Genomic DNA, 17,685 nt, shown 5'->3' on the forward strand with positions numbered 1-17,685 from the left:
TCCTCCGCCTTGCAGCTGCACGCACCAGACCCCGCTCGGCTCGGCCGAAACGCACCGCACCTCACGGCCGACCTGATCCAAACGACAGGGCCTAGTACCACGGCATCATTCGCCCGTTCCCGTCTCCTCCCCAGGTCGGAACTTCCGGTCACTCGGCGGGTGAAGCCGCAAAACCGCACGTACCGTCGAATGCATGACGCACACCGACGCGGGCGCCGAACTCGACCGCACGACGGGCCGGTCTCCGGCGGTCACCGGCCTGTCCGCCGCCGAGGTCGCCGAGCGGGTGCGGCGCGGACAGGTCAACGACGTGCCGGTGCGCAGCAGCCGGACCCTGGGGGAGATCGTCCGGGCGAACGTCTTCACCCGGTTCAACGCGATCATCGGTGTGCTCTGGCTGGTCATGCTGTTCGTCGCGCCGTTCCAGGACAGCCTGTTCGGGTACGTCATCCTCGCCAACACCGGGATCGGCATCGTCCAGGAGTGGCGGGCGAAGAAGACCCTGGACTCGCTCGCGGTGATCGGCGAGGCGAGGCCGACGGTACGGCGGGACGGGACCGCGACCCCCGTCGGCACCTCGGAGATCGTCCTCGACGACCTCATCGAGATCGGCCCCGGCGACAAGGCGGTGGTCGACGGGGAGGTCGTGGAGGCCGACGGCCTGGAGATCGACGAGTCACTGCTGACCGGCGAGGCCGACCCGGTGGTGAAGCGGCCCGGCGACCAGGTGATGTCCGGGAGCTTCGTGGTCGCCGGCGGCGGCGCCTTCCGCGCGACCAAGGTGGGCCGCGAGGCCTACGCCGCCCAGCTCGCCGAGGAGGCCTCCCGCTTCACCCTGGTCCACTCCGAACTGCGTTCCGGCATCTCCACGATCCTCAAGTACGTGACGTGGATGATGGTCCCGACCGCGATCGGCCTGGTCGTCAGCCAGCTCTTCGTGAAGGACAACGACCTCAAGGACTCGATCGCCCGGACGGTCGGCGGCATCGTGCCGATGGTCCCGGAGGGACTGGTCCTCCTGACCTCCGTCGCCTTCGCCATCGGCGTCATCCGGCTTGGCCGGAAACAGGCCCTCGTCCAGGAACTCCCGGCCATCGAGGGCCTCGCCCGCGTCGACACGGTCTGCCTCGACAAGACCGGCACCCTCACCGAGGGCGGCATGGACGTCACCGAGCTCAGGCCGCTGCGGGGCGCCGACGAGTCGTACGTACGCAAGGTCCTGGGCGCCCTCGGCGAGTCCGACCCGCGGCCCAACGCCTCCCTCCAGGCGATCATCGACGTCTACCCGGACGTCCAGGAGTGGCGCTGCACCGAGTCGCTCCCCTTCTCCTCCGCCCGCAAGTACAGCGGGGCCACCTTCAGCGAGGGCGACGGCGAGTCGAGTACGTGGCTGCTGGGGGCGCCGGACGTGCTCCTGTCCCCCGACGACCCGGCCCTCGCCGAGACCGGGCGGCTCAACGAGCAGGGGCTCAGGGTCCTGCTGCTGGCCCGCGCCTCCCGTGACCTCGGCGATCCCGAGGTCGCCCGGGGAGCCCGGCCGACCGCCCTCGTCGTCCTGGAACAGCGGCTGCGCCCCGACGCGGCCGACACCCTGCGGTACTTCGCCGAGCAGGACGTCCGCGCCAAGGTCATCTCCGGGGACAACGCGGTGTCCGTGGGGGCGGTGGCGGCCAAGCTGGGGCTGAACGGCAGCACGGTGGACGCACGTCGACTGCCCGCCGACCCGGATGGGATGGCGAAGGAGCTCGACGAGGGCACGGTGTTCGGGCGGGTCACCCCGCAGCAGAAGCGGGACATGGTGGGCGCCCTGCAGTCGCGCGGGCACACGGTCGCGATGACCGGCGACGGCGTCAACGACGTGCTCGCCCTGAAGGACGCCGACATCGGGGTGGCGATGGGCTCCGGCTCGGAGGCCACCCGGGCGGTCGCCCAGATCGTGCTGCTGAACAACAGCTTCGCGACGCTGCCGTCGGTGGTCGCGGAGGGCCGGCGGGTGATCGGCAACATCACCCGGGTCGCGACCCTGTTCCTCGTGAAGACCGTGTACTCGGTGCTGCTGGCGGTCCTCGTGGTGTGCTGGCAGGTCGAATACCCCTTCCTGCCCCGGCACTTGACCCTGCTGTCGACGCTGACGATCGGCGTCCCGGCCTTCTTCCTGGCTCTCGCCCCCAACAAGGAACGCGCGCAACCCCACTTCGTGCGGCGGGTGATGCGGTACTCGATCCCCGGCGGTGTGGTCGCGGCGGTGGCGACCTTCGTGACGTACCTGATCGCCCGTCACCACTACACGGGCGCGGGCGCGTTGGACGCGGAGACCAGCGCGGCGACCCTGACCCTGTTCCTGATCTCGATGTGGGTGCTGGCGATCATCGCCCGCCCGTACACGTGGTGGCGGGTCGCGCTGGTCGCTTCGATGGGACTGGCCTTCGTCCTGGTCCTGGCCGTGCCCTGGCTCCAGCACTTCTTCGCACTGAAGCTGGTGGGGATGACGATGCCGTGGATCGCGGTCGGCATCTCGGTGGTGGCGGCGGCCGCCCTGGAACTCCTGTGGAGGTGGGTCGACCGCCGCGTATCCGCTTAACGCCGGGCTTCAGCCGGGACGGGCCCGTGCTGCTTACTGGACGTCGACGAAGTCGCCGGCCGCGCTCACGGGCGAGGTCGTCGTCGTGCCCGCGAAGCTGAAGCGGTAGTAGCCGTCGGCGGTCGCCGTGGTCGTCGTCTTCAGCGTGCCCGTGGACGTCGTCTTGACGGTCTTCAGGGTCGTGTAGGTGCTGCTGCCCTTCTTGCGGAACTGGAGCTTCACCGGCTGGGTCGAGTAACCCGCGTACTTGTTGGTGTCCCAGTTCGCGCGGGCGAGCTTGCCCGTGACGGTGATGGTCCTGCCCTTCTTCACCGGCTCCGGGGAGGCGTCGGTGGTGAGGGTGGCCCGGCGCTGGAGGTGGGTGGTGCCGAGGTCGCCCTGCCAGGTGGTCGCGGCGTCGGCGTCGGCAGCGAGAGCGCCCAGCTTCCAGGTGCCCGCCTCGCTGCTGAGCAGATCGAGGTCCTGGTCGGAGGAGTTTGGACGGAACTGGATCTTCGCCGAGCACTTGAGAACGGTTGAGGAGGACGTCGTGCACGTACCCACGTCGTCGCCGGCGAGCAGGTCGTCGGAGTTCGTCCCGAGGGTGTCGCCACGGTAGAGGACCGGGAGGGTGGCGAAGGAGTTCGGGTTCAGGCTCGCGGGCTTGGTCACGGTGTAGGTCGCCGAGACGGTGACCATGGACGTCGACCCGACGACGATGTTCTTGCCGCTGTTGACCTTCAGGTTGGAGAAGGTGACGGCGGGCCCGGCCGTGGCGGCCGAGGCGGACGGCACGGCAAGGGCGGAGAGGGCCACGGCGCCGGAGGCGGCGAGGACGAGGGCGCGTATGCGCATGTGCGTTCCCCATGAGGAGAGAAGGATCTCGGAGTCTGCTGACTCACTCCGTAGATCCGTGACGCAGGGGACTGGTTGTACGGGTGGGCCGTGATTTTCCCCGCACATGCGCAACGCTTTGCTTCGGCTCGACCTACTTGACGTCGATGAAGTCACCCGGGGCGTTGACCGCCGGGGTGGTGGAGGTGCCCGCGAAGCTCCAGCGGTAGAACCCGTCGACCGTGGCCTTGACCGTGGTCTTCAGGTCACCCTTGCTGTTGGTCTTGACCGTCTTCACGGTGGTGTAGGTGTTGGAGTCCTTCTTCCGGAACTGCAGCTTCACCGGCTGGGTCGAGTAACCGGCGTACTTCCGCGTCTCCCAGTTGGCCCGCGTCAGCTTGCCCGTGACGGTGATGGTCTTGCCCTTCTTCACCGGCTCGGGGGAGGCGTTGGCGGTGAGCTTGGAGAAGCGCTGCACCTTGTGGGTGCCGTAGAAGTCGTTCCAGTAGTAGGTGCCGGCCTCGTCGGCGGCGATCGCGGCGGCGGTCACGTGCCAGGTGCCGGCCAGCGAGTTCATGTACAGCTCGCGGCGGAAGTCGACCGTGATGGTGAGCTTGCAGGTCGAGGTGGTGGCGTTGACCGGTGTGCAGGTGGCGTTCTGCTCGTTCGGGACGAACAGGCCGTCGTAGTGGGCGTGCTCCACGCCGTGCCACACGTCGACGTACGCGTCCTGGATACCGGCGGAGTGACTGGCGGTCAGCGAGACGTCGAAGGTCTTGACGCCGGTCAGACCGGCCACGATGCTCTTGCCGCCGTTGACCGTCACCTTGGAGACGACCGGCAGTTCCACGTCGTCCGCGGCGGCGCTCATCGCGGCTCTGGAGACGCCGAAACGCTCCGCGGCGGTGGGCTTGTGGAGGCCCCCGCCGTCGGCCTGTGCGACCGGGACGGCGAGGGCGGCGAGGACGAGACCGCCGGAGACGGCGGCCACGGTGGTGCGGATGCGCATGCGTTCCCCCAGGGACTGGTCGTGGAGCCTGACGGCTCGTGGGGTCAGATGCGCGACCGGGGTGAAGCGTTGCAGACCTGGTAAGAATTTTGTGTGAGCATCGTCTACACCATCACCCGTTACCCGAAGGACGGCGACTCCCCCGACTTGTCCGTCGACGTCACCGCGGTCGGCGGGGCAGCCTGGGCGGAACTCGTGCGGATCCCGCTGGAGCACCTGGTCAACGTCTATCCACTGACCCATGAACACGCCGAGCGTGTCCGGCAGTTGGCCGGAATCAGGCTCGACCTGGAGAGCTACGAGTACTTCCTGGAGCCGGCATGGGACCCGTCCGTATGAGACTCGCCATCTCCCGTTACCCGAAGGACGGCGATTTCCTGGACTCGTCCGTCGACGTGACCGCTGTCGGCCTGGACGCCCTCGCGGACCTCGTGGACATTCCACTGACCGAACTCGTCGGTGATGTGCCCCTGACCCGGGAACACGCCGAGCGTGTCCGGCAGTTGACCGGAATCACGCTCGACCTGGAAACCTACGAGTACTTCCTGGACCCCAGCTCCGACTGAGCCGTCAGTCGAACCAACGGTCCCGTGCCAGTTCCTCCGTGCGGGTCGGGTCCTCCAGGAGGGCCGCCACCTCGAAGCGGCGGGGCCACTGACGGGCCGCCCAGGCGAGGCCCGCGGCCACGCCCTCCAGGGTGGCCGCGTGCAGGACGCCGTCGTTCGTCAGGCGCCAGTCGATCTCCACGCCGTCGACGACGAGTTCCTCGTGCTCGACGTACGAGGCCGGGGTGCTCGCGCCCAGCAGGATCCGTACCGGCTCCGGGACCTCGTGCTCCGTGCCCTCGGAGTCCACCGAGCCCGTCACCGACTCGCTGAGCCGGCGGACCTGGAAGAGTTCGGCCAGCTCCCCCGCCCGGGACGGGCGGACCGGGAGCAGGGGGACGCCCTCCGTGAAGGGGAGCAGGTCCGGCGAGTCGACGACCACCGCGTCGGCCGCGTCCACGACCTCCACCCGGCCGTCGGTCACGGCCCGCAGCTCGTCGGGCAGGGTGACCTGTTCGGGGTCGAGGTCGGCCAACGCGCTGTAGAGCGCGTGCAGTTGTGCCCCGGTGACCGAACGCGAAGGGTCGGCCAGACGGTCCAGCAGTTCCGCCGCGCCCCCCGGCTCCGCCAGCAGCGCGGCCACGGACGTCCGCACCCCCAGCGCCCGCAGCACCTGCTCGTCGTCGAACCCGGTCGCGTCCGCCTCGTCGTACAGGCCGCGGAGCAGGGGGTCTCCCCCGGCCGCCAGCAGACCGGCCGGGCGGCGGCCGTCGAGCACCGGGTTCCCGCGCAGCCACCAGGCGGTGTACGGCCGTACGACCTCGTGGGTGCCGTCCGGCAGGAGGATGCGGACCTGCTGGGTGAGGGCGTCCCTGAGCGGGGGCTGGGCGAGCAGGGCCAGGGCCTCGGGCCACTTGTCCTCGTCGACCAGGTCGAGATCGCGTACGGCGATCAGCTCGGTGGCGACCGGCGGTACGGGTGTGTCGGGGAAGCGGTCGAGGATGTCCTCGCACCACACGTCGACGGCGTCGAGGAGCCCGGCGTCGTCCGGTTCGGCGAAGTCGCCCTCGCGCGGCTCCAGTTCGTCCGGGTCGAGGACCACGTCCGTGGCCCGGACCAGGGCGAAGTTGGCGAGCACCCCGCAGGCGGCCAGGGGTTGTTCGCCCCACTTCGCGGCCAGCTCGGCGTCCACGTGGGCGAGTTCGTCCTCGCGCATGACCCGCGCGAACGGGCTGCCGGGGAGGACGAGTTCACCGGCGGGGACCAGCTCGCCCTCCTCGTCGGGCAGGGCGAGCGCGCCCAGCCACGGCTCGTCGCCGGGCTCCAGGCCCGCGTCCCGGACGAGCGCAAGGACGGTGTCGGCCAGCTCCTCGGCGTCCGGGGTGTCCTCCTCCCAGCTCATTCCACCGTCGTCGTCCAGGGAGGCGGCCACGGCGGCCCGCACCTGGGGTGTGGTGAGCACCGCGCGCGGGGTCGCGGGCAGCGCGCCGAGCTTCTCCAGGAGCGGGTGGGCGGCGTCCGGGTGGGCGACCTTGAGGCCGAGCCGGGCGAGGACTCCGGGGTCGATCAGGGGCCCGTCCGAGGTGGGCAGCAGCACCTGCCGGGGTCCGATCGTCGTGCGCCCGTCGGCCAGCGGGACGGGAAGCCCGGAGAGCCGGTCGGGGTCGACGCCCGCGAGGCTGTCGTAGAGCCGCTGCCACCACTCCGGCTCCTTCTCCAGACCCGCCAGCCGGTCGATCGCGTCGGTCAGCGGGACCCGGGCGACGCCCAACGTCCTTAGTTCCACGCGCCGTTCGAGCCCGGCGGGCAGCAGGGTGGGCAGGACTTCGGCGAGCACCCGCACGGTGTCGGCGCCGGCGCCCTCGACGACCTCGGCCTCACGCGGGCGCAGGGCCTCCGGGAGATCGTCGGTGGGTTCGAGCGCGGGCGGGAGGAACGCGGCGCGTGGGAGGCGCTCCAGAATCGCCTGCCGCAGCGCGCCGTCCAGCTCGCCCTTGCCCAGCGGGCCGGGCACCAGCGCGATGATCCCCTCGCTCACCGGCCGCCAGCCGGCGAGGAGTTCGGTGTAGGTGTCCGCCGCGCGCTGCACGAGGAAGTCGGTGAGGGGCCCGGGGGCCGCGTGCCGGCGGGTGGTGTCCAGCGGGAAGGACGCGATGAGCAGCGCGGGGACGCCGAGCGGTTCGTCGCTGGGTGTCGGGGCGTGCACGACGGGGCTGGTGCGGGGGTGGGCCGGGGTGCCGTCGGTGTCGGCGGGCACGGCCCAGGTGAGCGACCAGTGCGGCCGCAGCCGCTCCTCGACGGGCCGGTCGGCGAGGAGTTCGGGGGTGAGGGGGCCGTGCGCGGACGCGGTGCGCCACCGGGTCGTACCGTCCCGCGAGTCCTCGACGACGGTGAGCTCGTCCTCGGTGCGGCGGCTGATCGTGCGGGTCGTGTCGGTCGTCTCGATCACGACCTCCTCCAGCCCGGGCAGGGCGAGCAGGAGGGCGTCGTCGACGGCGTCCAGGAGACGCTCGGCGAGGTCGGCGGCGGCGGTGTCGCGCAGCGGGAGGATGACGACGGTGTCGTACGGTTCGGGCGCGCTGCCCTCGGCGGCGAACGGGAGCCGCAGCAGCGGCACATGGCCGTCGCGGCGGCGGATCTCGTCGCCGAGCCCGGGACTGTGCCGTGCCGTCTCGGCGGCGTGGTGGCGGGCCTCGGCGAGGGACCAGCGGACCCCGCCGTGGCGGCCGACGACGGCGGGTTCGTCCGTGACGGCGAGGACGGCGGCGAAGCCGACGCCGAAGCGTCCGACCGAGCCGTCCGGGCCGTTCTGCGACTCGCGCTTGGCGGAGGCCCGGAGGGTGGAGAGGGACTCGACACCGGCCGCGTCCAGCGGGGCGCCGGTGTTGGCGGCGAACAGGACGCCCTCGCGAAGGGTGAGCCGCAGCCGTCCGGGCACGCCGGCCCGGGCCGCCGCGTCGGCCGCGTTCTGCGCGAGCTCGACGACGAGCCGGTCCCGGTACCCGCCGAGGACGAGGTCCTCCTCGGCGTTGGCGTCCTCCCGGAACCGGGCGGGGCTGGTGGCCCAGGCGTCCAGCACCCCTCGCCGGAGCCGGGCGGTCCCGAACGGGTCGGCACCCTCGGCAGCGGGCCGCACGAACTTGCTCACGTTGACTCTCCTCATCGGCGTGACGATGAAGGTACCGCGCGGAGGGAGGACCGTAACTCCGCACCTTGCGGCCCTCACACCTCGTCCCCATGGGAACCGGATTCCCGCGAGTGGCGAAGTACGGGTGAAAGCCCGAGCTTCACAGCGCCACAGCGACGAAAGGAGCCCCGATGACCGTCGAACCAGGCGTCAGCGTGGGGCAGGACAGCGACGCCTCGGTGATCGAACGGTCGTGGGACGAGCCCGAGGCGTTCGCCGCGCTCTTCGACCGTCATGCCGACTCCGTGCACCGTTACGCGGCCCGCCGGCTCGGTGCGGAGGCGGCCGAGGACGTGATGGCGGAGACCTTCACCACCGCGTTCCAGCAGCGCTTCCGGTACCGCACGGAGGCGGCCGACGCCCGTCCCTGGCTGTTCGGCATCGCGACCAACCTCATCGGCCGCCACCGGCGAGCCGAGGCCCGCCGACTGAGGACCCTCGGCCGGCTGCCCCCGGCGGCCCCCGCGGGGCAGGCCGAGGAGACGGTCGCGGACCGGGTGGCGGCACGGGTCAGCGCCCAGGCGGTACGCGGCGAACTCGCCGGTGCCCTCGGCCGGTTGCCCGCCCGGCACCGGGACGTGCTGCTGCTGGTCGCCTGGGCCGACCTCGGCTACGAGGAAGTCGCGGCCGCCCTCGGTGTGCCGGTGGGGACGGTCCGGTCACGGCTGCACAGGGCTCGCAGAAAACTTCGTGAGGCATTGGGCGGATCCGATCCGACCGCTCTTCGAGAGGAATCCGACGATGAATGAGATCGAGCTCCTGAGGGAGTGGGACGCGGACGCGCCCCCTCTCTCGGACGCCGCCCGCGCCCGCGCCCGCTTCCGCCTCCACCAGGCGATGCAGGCCCCGGCCGCCCGCACCCGGTTCCCCGTCCACCGCCGTCAGCTGTTGCGGGTCGGCGTGGCCTGCGCCACCGCGGCGGCCGTCACCGCGACCGTGGTGGTCTCCCAGGACACCGGGGAGGACGCACCCCGCACCCGGACCGTGAGCGCGACCACCGTGCTGCGGGGGGCGGCGGCCGAGGCCCTGCGGACCGAGAAGCCGCTCGCCCCGCGCGACGACCAGTTCATCTACACCAAGGAGGTCATCGAGCGCAGGCCGGTCTCCGGCGGCCCCGTGAAGAAGTGGGTCGACGAGAGCTGGAGCTCGGTCGACGGGTCCAAGAAGGGCTACGTCAGCGAGCTGGGCCACAAGCAGTGGGTGCCGGTGTTCCAGCCGGGTCAGAGCACCTGGCCGCCGTCCAAGTGGTCCGAGCTGGAGAAGCTGCCCACCGATCCGGGGAAGCTGACGGCCGCCCTGCGCGACATGGGCGGCAAGCCGGACTACGGCCGGCCGACCAGGGCCGACGAGTGGCCGATGGTCCAGATCTTCCTCTCCGGACTGCTCCGCCACTCCGTCCTGCCCAAGGGGCTGCGCTCCGCGGCGTTCGAGGCGCTCGCCACCGCCCCCGGGGTCAAGGTGCTGCCGGGCCGGACCGAGTTCAACGGCCACACCGCCATCGGCGTCCGGTACGTCGTCGGCCCGCCCGGCACCTCCGCGAAGGACGGCGGGCGGCTGCTGCTCTTCGACGCGAAGACGTACCGGTACCTGGGGCTGCGTGAGCGGACCACGGCGAAACTGACGAGCAAGGTCTACGAGCAGTCGCAGTACATCGTCGCCGACGGCGTCGTGGACCGGGTGTTCCAGCGCCCGTGAGCCGAAGGCCCTACGAGTGGCCCAGTTCCGCCGACGCCTCGTCCGCGGTCTCCGGCACCGAGCCGGAGTCCCGGGCGGGGCGCAGCGGGAACGGGTCCACCCGGGTCTCGTCGATCACCGGAGGGGCCGGCTGCGGGGGCTTCGGCATGACCGCGGCCTCCGAGTGGCCTCCGCAGCCGTAGGACAGGGAGACCACGCGGCCGTCCGCCGGGGCGAACTCGTTGGCGCACAGACCGAAGGCCTGGCCCAGGGAGCCGCCGAGCGGGACCAGGAAGCCGCAGCTCACGCAGGGCGCCGGGGCCGCCTGGGCCATCGGCGTCTTCGCGCCGAACGACTCCTCCCAGCGGTCGGCGGCGACATGGAGGCCGTAGCGGGACAGGACCCGGGCCCGGCGCATGCCCAGTTCCTCGGCGACCGCGGCGATGGAGCCGCGGGTCGGGGCCACCGGGAGGTTCGAGACGGTGCCCGCCGTGAGGTCCGCGTCCTCCGCCTCGACCAGCTCGGCCATCTCCTCGGAGACCGGCGCGTTCGGCAGGGGCTCGTCCTCGCCGGTGTAGCCGGGCTCCAGGCGCAGGTCCTCGGCGTCGGTGGGCAGCAGATCGCCGGGGCCCATGTCGCCGGGGCGCAGGCGTTCGCTCCACGGCACCCACTCCGGTGCCAGCAGCGCGTCCGGGCCGGGGAGCAGGACGACCTCGTCCAGCGTCACCAGCTTCGCGCGGGAGGCGCGCGCCACCGTGACGGCCCAGCGCCAGCCCCGGTAGCCGAGTTCCTTGCACTCGAAGAAGTGCGTGACGACACGGTCCCCCTCGGAGACCAGGCCCGCGTGCTCGCCCACCACCCCGGGCGCGGCGGCCTCCTCGGCGGCGGCGCGGGCGAGGTCGACGGCCTCGGCGCACAGGCGGTCGGGGGTGCGGCTTCGCGTTGTCGCTGCGCTCACAGGTATCGCTTCTCTCCTACGCCGTCACTCGGGTGCGCCGGCCTGAAGGCGGTGGGTGCGGACGGAGCGGACCGGAGGACCGCGTCGACGTCCGCGCCCGATCGCGCTCGGGCGCACCTGCTCCCATCCATTCTGCGGGATGTCGAAGAGGCGCGCGGCCGAGAACGTTCGCCACGGCGCGCTACGCACGCTACCTGTTCGCCGCCGCTCGGCCTACACCGACGTGATGGTTCGTTGCCTCAGGTGGCCCCCGAGCAGCCCTCCGGTGGCACTTCATATGCGTTCATACGCGCGGTAACCGCACTACTCACAGCTTTCTCGGGGCACTATGACGGGGTGGCAGCCACGAGGACACCCCAGGGAGCCACCAGGATCGGTGGCGGTTCGGGCCGGATTACCCAGATGACAGGGCCCGTGCGCGCGGTCGGCCGTGCCCTGCACTTCCCGTTCACCGGTACGGCCCGCGGCATCCGCAAGGCGACCCACGCGCACGGAGCGGGCGAGTCCGGCCTCGGCAAGCTGATCGAGCTGCACGCGGTCAACGGCGCGGGGGACGTGATGATCACCGTCGCCCTCGCCTCCACGGTGTTCTTCTCGGTGCCGACCGACGAGGCCCGTGGGCGCGTCGCCCTGTACCTGGCCATCACCATGGCGCCCTTCACAGTCCTCGCGCCCGTGATCGGCCCCCTCCTCGACCGTCTCCCGCACGGCCGCCGTGCCGCCATGGCGGGCGCCATGCTCGCCCGGGCGATGCTCGCGCTGATCATCGCCGGGGCGGTCGCCACGGGCAGCCTGGAGCTGTATCCGGCGGCCCTCGGCGTACTGGTGGCCTCCAAGGCGTACGGCGTCGTCAGAAGCGCGGTCGTGCCCCGTCTGCTCCCGCCCCGCTTCTCCCTCGTCAAGGCGAACTCCCGCGTCACCCTCGGCGGACTCCTCGCCACCGGCATCGCGGCCCCCGTCGGCGCGGGGCTCCAGGCCATCGGACCGCGCTGGCCGCTGTACGGCGCCTTCGTGATCTTCATCGCCGGCACGTTCCTGTCCTTCTCGCTGCCGCCGAAGGTCGACTCGGCCAAGGGCGAGGACGTGGCACTGCTCGCCGCCGACGAGGAGCATCTGCACGGGCCGCACCTCAAGCCGCTCAAGCGGCCCGGGCTGCGCACGGTCGGCACCGCCGTCACCCACGCCCTGGGCGCGAACGCGGCCCTGCGCTGGCTCTCCGGCTTCCTCACCTTCTTCCTCGCCTTCCTGCTGCGCGAGCACCCGCTGACCGGCGAGAGCGCGGCGGTCTCCCTGGGTCTGGTGGCCGTGTCGGCGGGCGCGGGCAACGCGCTCGGCACGGCGGTCGGCGCCTGGCTCAGGTCGCGGGCGCCGGAGATCATCATCCTGACGGTGGTGGCGATCGTGCTGGGCGCGGCGATCACGGCGGCGATCTTCTTCGGGGCGTTCCTGGTGGCGTGCCTCGCCGCGGTCGCCGGGTTCTCGCAGGCCCTGTCCAAGCTGTCCCTGGACGCGCTGATCCAGCGGGACGTGCCCGAACTGGTCCGCACCTCCGCCTTCGCCCGCTCCGAGACGCTGCTCCAGGTGTCGTGGGTGTTCGGCGGCGCGGTCGGCATCGTGATGCCGCTCAACGGCTACCTGGGCCTGTCGGTGGCCGCCGCGGTCGTCGCCGCGGGCTGGCTGGGCACCGCGAGGGGCCTGCTCAGCTCGGCCCGGCACGGCAGCTCCCCCAAGGCGCGAGTGGCCTGACCCGGTCCCCGCGCACGGCACGCCGTACCCCGCATAAGGGGACCGTAGGGCCTGCCCGATAGCCTTCCGCCATGACCACGCTGCAATCCGATGTGCGACGCCGCCGCGCCGTCGCCGCCGCCGGCCTCGTTTCCGCCGGACTGCTCGTCCTGTCGGCCTGCGACAAGCCGACGCCGCGCGTCACCGTCACGGTCGGTTCGACCTCGGTGAGCTCCGAGGCCGTCTGCTACGACGACGGCGACGACCTCGGCAAGGCGAAGGCCGCCAAGTGCGCCCTGGAGAAGTCCGACGTCAAGACGATCAAGGTCAAGCAGAGCGAGACCCTGCGCGTCGGCGTCGACCCCGAGATCGCCGACACCGGCTGGGCGCTGTGGATCAACGGCCAGCAGATGACGTACGCCTACAAGAAGACGTACTACTCCTTCGACGGTGTCGACCTCTTCGCCCAGCAGCAGGGCCAGGCCCCGCAGAAGACGCTGTACATCAGCATCGTCGAGCAGGACAAGCAGACCTCCGGCGAGAGCAAGGCGTACAAGGGCGTCTGGAACTTCAAGCTGGAGAACTCCGACTACTGATCCGCCGTATCCGATGCGCATCCTCGTGGCCACCGCGGTCCCGGTCGAACGGGACGCGGTGGCCCGTGCGTTCACGGGCGACCGCGTGACCGTCCTCGCGGCCGGGGTGGGCCCCGCGCTCGCCGCCGCGACCACCGCGACCGCCCTCACGACGGCCGCCCTCCAAGGCACTCCCTACGGCCTCGTCGTCTCCGCCGGGATCGCCGGCGGCTTCCTGCCGCACGCGCCGGTCGGGTCGCTCGTCGTCGCCGACGAGATCACCGCGGCCGATCTCGGGGCGGAGACCGCCAAGGGGTTCGTGCCGGTGACCGAGCTGGGGTTCGGGGCCGTCACCCACCGCCCGCCCGCGGCCCTCGTACGGGCCGCGGTGGCCGCGACCGGGGCGCGGGCCGGAGCCGTGCTCACCGTCTCCACGGTGACCGGTACGGCCGCCCGCGCGGCCGCCCTGCGCGCACGCCATCCCACCGCCCTCGCCGAGGCCATGGAGGGCTTCGGGGTCGCCGAGGCGGCCGGGGCGCACGGGGTGCCCGTGCTGGAGATCCGTGCCGTGTCCAACCCGGTCGGTCCGCGCGACCGGGCCGCCTGGCGCATCGGCGACGCGCTCGCGGCCCTGACGGAGGCGTTCGGGAAGCTGACGCCCCTACTGGAGAGTTGGAAGCACCATGACGACTGAGCCGCTGCAGATCGCGTACTCCCCCTGCCCGAACGACACGTTCGTCTTCGACGCCCTGGCGCACGGCCGCGTGCCGGGGGCGCCCGCGCTGGACGTGACCTTCGCCGACATCGACATCACCAACGGGATGGCGGAGCGCGGCGAGTTCGACGTGCTGAAGGTGTCGTACGCCGTGCTGCCCTACGTCCTCGACGAGTACGCGCTGCTGCCGTGCGGGGGTGCGCTGGGGCGGGGGTGCGGGCCGCTGGTGCTGACGAGGGAGGCCGGCGTGGACCTCACCGGGCGTACGGTCGCCGTGCCGTCCGAGAGGTCGACGGCGTACCTGCTGTTCCGGCTGTGGGCGGCGGATGTGCTCCGGGGCGGGGTCGGGGAGATCGTGGTGCTGCCGTTCCACGAGATCATGCCGGCCGTGCGGGACGGGAAGGTCGACGCGGGGCTCGTGATCCACGAGGCGCGTTTCACGTACCAGAACTACGGTCTGCACAAGCTCGCGGACATGGGCGAGCACTGGGAGTCGACGACCGGGCTGCCGATTCCCCTCGGGGCGATCATCGCGAAACGGTCCCTGGGCGCGGAGCGGCTGTCACTGCTCGCCGAGTCCATCCGTACGTCCGTGCGGGCCGCCTGGGAAGAGCCCGAGGTTTCCCGGCCTTATGTCATGGAACACGCGCAGGAGATGGATCCCGCGGTCGCCGATCAGCACATCGGTCTGTACGTCAACGAGTTCACCGCGGACCTCGGCGAGGACGGATATGCGGCGATTCGGGGGCTGTTGACCCGGGCGGCCGCGGAAGGACTTGTTCCGGCTTTGCGGCCCGACGCGTTGTCGTTTATCTGACGCCCTTTGGGGCGATCGGCCATTGCGCCAGTTTCAACATTCCCAGGACCCGGTGGATCAGGAAGCCCGCCAGCGGGAGTTCCACGCACACCGCCAATGCCGCCGACCACCAGACGTCCGGGGTGCCCAGGGCCAGCGACACGTCGAACCAGGCGTCGCAGACCAGCAGGGCACCCGTCGTCACCGCCGCCACCACGACCCCCCGGTGGCGACGCCATCCGAGCAGGGCCGTGGCGGCCATCGCGAGCAGGAGCAGGACGTCGAAGCCGACCCAGGTGGTGCGCCACTGACGGACCGTGTACCCGCTGGGCAGCGTGAACGCCAGCAGGATCGTCCACGGGACGAGGCCCAGGGCGCAGACGGTCAGCACTTCCAGGGTGTGGCGCCGCTGCCGCCGGATGTGCTCCAGCAGTTGGGGCGACGGCGCCTCGGCTCCTGCCTCGCTCACTAGACGTCGAGCTGGTCGGCGACCGCTCGCAGGAGACCGGCGATCTTCTTGCCGGCGACCTTGTCGGGGTAGCGGCCGCGCTCCAGCATCGGCGTGATGTTCTCCAGGAGGGTCGTCAGGTCCTGGACGATGGAGGCCAGTTCGTCCGGCTTCTTGCGCGTCGCCGCCGCGACCGACGGGGTCGGGTCGAGGACGGTCACCGAAAGCGCCTGGTCACCGCGCTGACCGGCGACCACCCCGAACTCCACCTTCTGTCCGGGCTTCAGCGTCTCGACTCCGGCGGGGAGGACCGAGGAATGGACGAAGACGTCACCGCCGTCGTCACGGGAGAGAAAGCCGAAGCCCTTCTCGCTGTTGAACCACTTGACCTTGCCGGTAGGCACGTCTGTCCTCGTCCTCGTACTCGTCGGAAAACTGCTTCTGAAACGGCTCTTGATAGCACTGGGGCGGGTCGTCGGGACCCGCCGGTTCCAAGGCTAATGGTCTTCAGGCCGGTGACAAGACGTCGCCCGGTTGTTCCTTCGGGCAGGGAACTACCCTGGTCGGGTGCGTGACAAAACCCAACCGAATTCCGCCGCTCCCGGTGACCGACTGATCCGTGCCGGAGCCATCGTGTTCTTCATCGGTGCGGTGGCCACTCTGGTCACCGTGGCCCCGTTCCTGCTCGGAACGAAGCCATTTCCGACCTACATGTTCGGATTGAGCATGCTCATGGCCGTCGGGTTCGTGGTGGCCGGTGCCGGCGTCCTGCAATCGGTCGCGGCGGGAAGGCGTCAGGCGCGGGCGGGAACGGAGTCCGGACGGTAGTCCGAAAACCACCCCGGAAACTCGGTGAGATCGCCGAGGACGACATCGGCACCGGCCTCGGTCAGTTCCTCCGCGGAGCACGGGCCGGTGGGTACCGCGACCGAGAGCGCCTCGGCGATCCGCGCCCCGCGCACATCGCCGACGTGGTCCCCGACGTACACGCTCGCGGCGTGCTCGCGCAGGGCCTCGCCCTTGCCCTCGGCCCACAGGTTGCCGATCACCGCGTCGGGCTCCATGCCCAGGTGCTCCATGTGCAGCTTGGCGTTGGGCTCCCACTTGGCCGTCACGACGATCGCCCGCCCGCCGGCCGCCTGTACGGCGCGTATGGCCTCGCGGGCGCCGGGCATCGCCCGGGTGCCGCTGATGGCGTACGTCGGGTAGAGCTCGCGGTACAGGTCCGCCATCGCCGGGACCCGCTCCGCGGGGAACCAGTGCGCCATCTCCTCCTGCAACGGCGGCCCGAGCCGCGTCACCACCAGGTCGGCGTCGACGTACGTCCCGGTCCGCTCGGACAGTTCCACCCAGCAGGCGTGGATGCCGGGGCGGGAGTCGACGAGCGTCATGTCGAGGTCGAAGCCGACGGTCGGCGCGGAGGTGCATGTAGAGGCCATATGAGCCATTGTGCCCAAGGGGGAGGGCCGTCGGACAACGATTTCCGGTGCCCTAGCGCCGCCGCTGGGAGCGCCACACCAGGAACAGCGCCGAGGCCACGGCCGCTCCCCGTACGACCCATGGCCAGGTCTCGGCGACCGCGTCGTTCATGTGCCCCTGGGCGATCGGCTCGCCCCAGCGGCCCTCGTTGCGCCCCCACAGCCAGACGATTCCCGCGGTGAGCGACAGGCTCGGCAGGAACACGACGGCCCATTTGGTCTCGGCGTCGCTCAGCCGGCGCGAGGCCCACGCGATGAGCCAGCCGACGAGGAGGACGAGCAGGTTGCCGAGCACGGCACCGGCGACGAGCAGGGCGGCGGCGAGCAGGAGGAGGGGGTTGCTCCAGCTCCCGGGCCCGGAGAAGGGGCGTCGGCGGGCCGGGGCGGCCTCGACGACCGGTCCGGCGGCCTTCGTCGCCGCCCTGCGCTTCCACCAGGCCGTCCGGGCCTTCACCACCGGCACGGGCGGCGCCTGTTCCACGGCGGGCGCGGGCTCGGGCTTCTTCTCCTCCTTGGGCGGCGGTGGCTTCAGCAGTTCCGGGATCTCCACTCCGCCCACGAAGCCCGGCACGCTGTCCCCGACCCCGAAGGGACTGCTGTCGACCCGCCACCAGTCGGGCTGCGCCGCGCTGTCGCCGAGTTCGTCCAGGCCGGCCAGGTGCGGCCCGTGGGACGTGTCGCGGTCGGCGGTGGGGGCGGGCTGCGGCGGGGTGCCGGGGCGCGGCCGGGGGACGACCTTGCGCAGGCCCTTGGGCCGCTCGGTCTCCTTCGTCTCCCGGTCCCGCTGTACGGGCATGGCGACGACCGGCGCCTGCGGGGCACTGTCCGCGCTGCCGCCGGCGGCGGTGACCACCTCGTCGGGGCTGCCCAGCTTGGCGATGATCCGGCGGACGGCGGCGGGCGAGTCCACGGTGACCTTGGCGCGCCGCCGGTCGATCTCGTTGCGCAGTTCCGAGACGAGCCGCATGCGGGTGGACGACGGCAACTGCCGCTGCTGCGCGACATCGCCGACGCGGCTCAGATACTCGTAGACGACCTGGTCGCTCTCGATACCCACGAAGTCCCCTCCGGGGCGGGTGCGTTGGATACCCCGTGGGACGACGTTAGCGCAGGCAGCCGCCGACCGGACGGGCCCCGGCGCCGAGGAGGACGGTCGCGTGGGCGCGGCGTACGTCACCCCT

At 71.6% G+C, this 17,685-nt stretch carries 18 protein-coding genes; 10 read left to right on the forward strand and 8 right to left on the reverse strand.

Translation table 11 applies throughout. The features are described from left to right. Nucleotides 1-193: 193 nt before the first annotated feature. Entirely contained in the window at nt 194-2,581 is a 2,388-nt protein-coding gene (locus tag ABZ098_RS33635) for a cation-translocating P-type ATPase (RefSeq protein WP_356597525.1), read from the forward strand. A gap of 33 nt (nt 2,582-2,614) precedes the next feature. Here the strand turns inward: ABZ098_RS33635 and ABZ098_RS33640 are convergent, their stop codons facing one another. Together ABZ098_RS33640 and ABZ098_RS33645 are read right to left on the reverse strand one after the other, a co-directional pair. Further along, nucleotides 2,615-3,415 (reverse strand): hypothetical protein, encoded by an 801-nt coding sequence (locus tag ABZ098_RS33640; RefSeq protein WP_356597526.1) that lies wholly within the window; start codon nt 3,413-3,415, stop codon nt 2,615-2,617. Nucleotides 3,416-3,548: 133 nt separating this feature from the next. After that, complete coding sequence (locus ABZ098_RS33645; protein WP_356597527.1) at nt 3,549-4,403, reverse strand: DUF5707 domain-containing protein; 855 nt, start codon at nt 4,401-4,403, stop codon at nt 3,549-3,551. A 93-nt stretch (nt 4,404-4,496) separates the two neighbouring features. Here ABZ098_RS33645 and ABZ098_RS33650 point away from each other — a divergent pair, with 93 nt between their 5' ends. Together ABZ098_RS33650 and ABZ098_RS33655 are read left to right on the forward strand one after the other, a co-directional pair. After that, nucleotides 4,497-4,742 (forward strand): hypothetical protein, encoded by a 246-nt coding sequence (locus tag ABZ098_RS33650; RefSeq protein WP_356597528.1) that lies wholly within the window; start codon nt 4,497-4,499, stop codon nt 4,740-4,742. Beyond that, nucleotides 4,739-4,969 (forward strand): hypothetical protein, encoded by a 231-nt coding sequence (locus ABZ098_RS33655; RefSeq protein WP_356597529.1) that lies wholly within the window; start codon nt 4,739-4,741, stop codon nt 4,967-4,969. The genes ABZ098_RS33650 and ABZ098_RS33655 overlap by 4 nt, the downstream gene beginning before the upstream one ends. A gap of 4 nt (nt 4,970-4,973) precedes the next feature. Here ABZ098_RS33655 and ABZ098_RS33660 read toward each other — a convergent pair whose 3' ends face one another. Continuing rightward, nucleotides 4,974-8,096 (reverse strand): molecular chaperone Hsp90, encoded by a 3,123-nt coding sequence (locus ABZ098_RS33660; RefSeq protein ID WP_356597530.1) that lies wholly within the window; start codon nt 8,094-8,096, stop codon nt 4,974-4,976. Between the two features lie 170 nt (nt 8,097-8,266). Between ABZ098_RS33660 and ABZ098_RS33665 the strand changes: the two genes are divergently transcribed. Both ABZ098_RS33665 and ABZ098_RS33670 read left to right on the forward strand, forming a co-directional pair. Then, nucleotides 8,267-8,884, forward strand: a complete 618-nt coding sequence (locus ABZ098_RS33665) for an RNA polymerase sigma factor (protein WP_356597531.1) — start codon at nt 8,267-8,269, stop codon at nt 8,882-8,884. Beyond that, nucleotides 8,877-9,830, forward strand: a complete 954-nt coding sequence (locus ABZ098_RS33670; protein WP_356597532.1) for a CU044_5270 family protein — start codon at nt 8,877-8,879, stop codon at nt 9,828-9,830. The genes ABZ098_RS33665 and ABZ098_RS33670 overlap by 8 nt, the downstream gene beginning before the upstream one ends. Nucleotides 9,831-9,840: 10 nt before the next feature. Here ABZ098_RS33670 and ABZ098_RS33675 read toward each other — a convergent pair whose 3' ends face one another. Next, nucleotides 9,841-10,767: a DUF3027 domain-containing protein gene (locus tag ABZ098_RS33675; protein ID WP_356597533.1), complete on the reverse strand. Its 927-nt coding sequence runs from the start codon at nt 10,765-10,767 to the stop codon at nt 9,841-9,843. A gap of 402 nt (nt 10,768-11,169) precedes the next feature. Between ABZ098_RS33675 and ABZ098_RS33680 the strand changes: the two genes are divergently transcribed. From ABZ098_RS33680 to ABZ098_RS33695, 4 genes are all read left to right on the forward strand, one after another. Further along, nucleotides 11,170-12,513 carry an MFS transporter gene (locus tag ABZ098_RS33680; RefSeq protein WP_356597534.1) on the forward strand — a complete coding sequence of 448 codons (1,344 nt, stop codon included), beginning with the start codon at nt 11,170-11,172 and terminating at the stop codon, nt 12,511-12,513. 71 nt (nt 12,514-12,584) lie between these two features. Continuing rightward, nucleotides 12,585-13,088 (forward strand): hypothetical protein, encoded by a 504-nt coding sequence (locus tag ABZ098_RS33685; protein WP_356597535.1) that lies wholly within the window; start codon nt 12,585-12,587, stop codon nt 13,086-13,088. A 13-nt stretch (nt 13,089-13,101) separates the two neighbouring features. After that, on the forward strand, nt 13,102-13,761 hold the full coding sequence (locus ABZ098_RS33690) for a futalosine hydrolase (protein ID WP_356597536.1): 660 nt from the start codon (nt 13,102-13,104) through the stop codon (nt 13,759-13,761). Beyond that, complete coding sequence (locus ABZ098_RS33695; protein WP_356597537.1) at nt 13,751-14,599, forward strand: 1,4-dihydroxy-6-naphthoate synthase; 849 nt, start codon at nt 13,751-13,753, stop codon at nt 14,597-14,599. The genes ABZ098_RS33690 and ABZ098_RS33695 overlap by 11 nt, the downstream gene beginning before the upstream one ends. On the opposite strand, the gene ABZ098_RS33700 is transcribed toward ABZ098_RS33695, so the two are convergent. After that, nucleotides 14,592-15,047, reverse strand: coding sequence for a hypothetical protein (locus tag ABZ098_RS33700; RefSeq protein ID WP_356597538.1), 456 nt, complete (start codon nt 15,045-15,047; stop codon nt 14,592-14,594). The two genes, ABZ098_RS33695 and ABZ098_RS33700, sit on opposite strands and share 8 nt — an antisense overlap. After that, on the reverse strand, nt 15,047-15,430 hold the full coding sequence (locus ABZ098_RS33705; RefSeq protein WP_356597539.1) for a cold-shock protein: 384 nt from the start codon (nt 15,428-15,430) through the stop codon (nt 15,047-15,049). The genes ABZ098_RS33700 and ABZ098_RS33705 overlap by 1 nt, the downstream gene beginning before the upstream one ends. 163 nt (nt 15,431-15,593) lie before the next feature. On the opposite strand from ABZ098_RS33705, the gene ABZ098_RS33710 reads away from it, so the two are divergent. After that, nucleotides 15,594-15,854: a hypothetical protein gene (locus ABZ098_RS33710; RefSeq protein ID WP_356597540.1), complete on the forward strand. Its 261-nt coding sequence runs from the start codon at nt 15,594-15,596 to the stop codon at nt 15,852-15,854. Here the strand turns inward: ABZ098_RS33710 and ABZ098_RS33715 are convergent. Together ABZ098_RS33715 and ABZ098_RS33720 are read right to left on the reverse strand one after the other, a co-directional pair. Next, complete coding sequence (locus ABZ098_RS33715; RefSeq protein ID WP_356597541.1) at nt 15,821-16,465, reverse strand: haloacid dehalogenase-like hydrolase; 645 nt, start codon at nt 16,463-16,465, stop codon at nt 15,821-15,823. The genes ABZ098_RS33710 and ABZ098_RS33715 overlap by 34 nt on opposite strands. 52 nt (nt 16,466-16,517) lie before the next feature. Continuing rightward, the gene (locus ABZ098_RS33720; protein ID WP_356597542.1) at nt 16,518-17,561 is read right to left on the reverse strand and encodes a hypothetical protein; all 1,044 of its coding nucleotides are present in this window, start codon (nt 17,559-17,561) and stop codon (nt 16,518-16,520) included. Nucleotides 17,562-17,685: the final 124 nt, after the last annotated feature.

Origin of the sequence: Streptomyces sp. NPDC006335 (assembly GCF_040612795.1) — a bacterium.
In the GTDB taxonomy this organism is placed as follows: domain Bacteria; phylum Actinomycetota; class Actinomycetes; order Streptomycetales; family Streptomycetaceae; genus Streptomyces.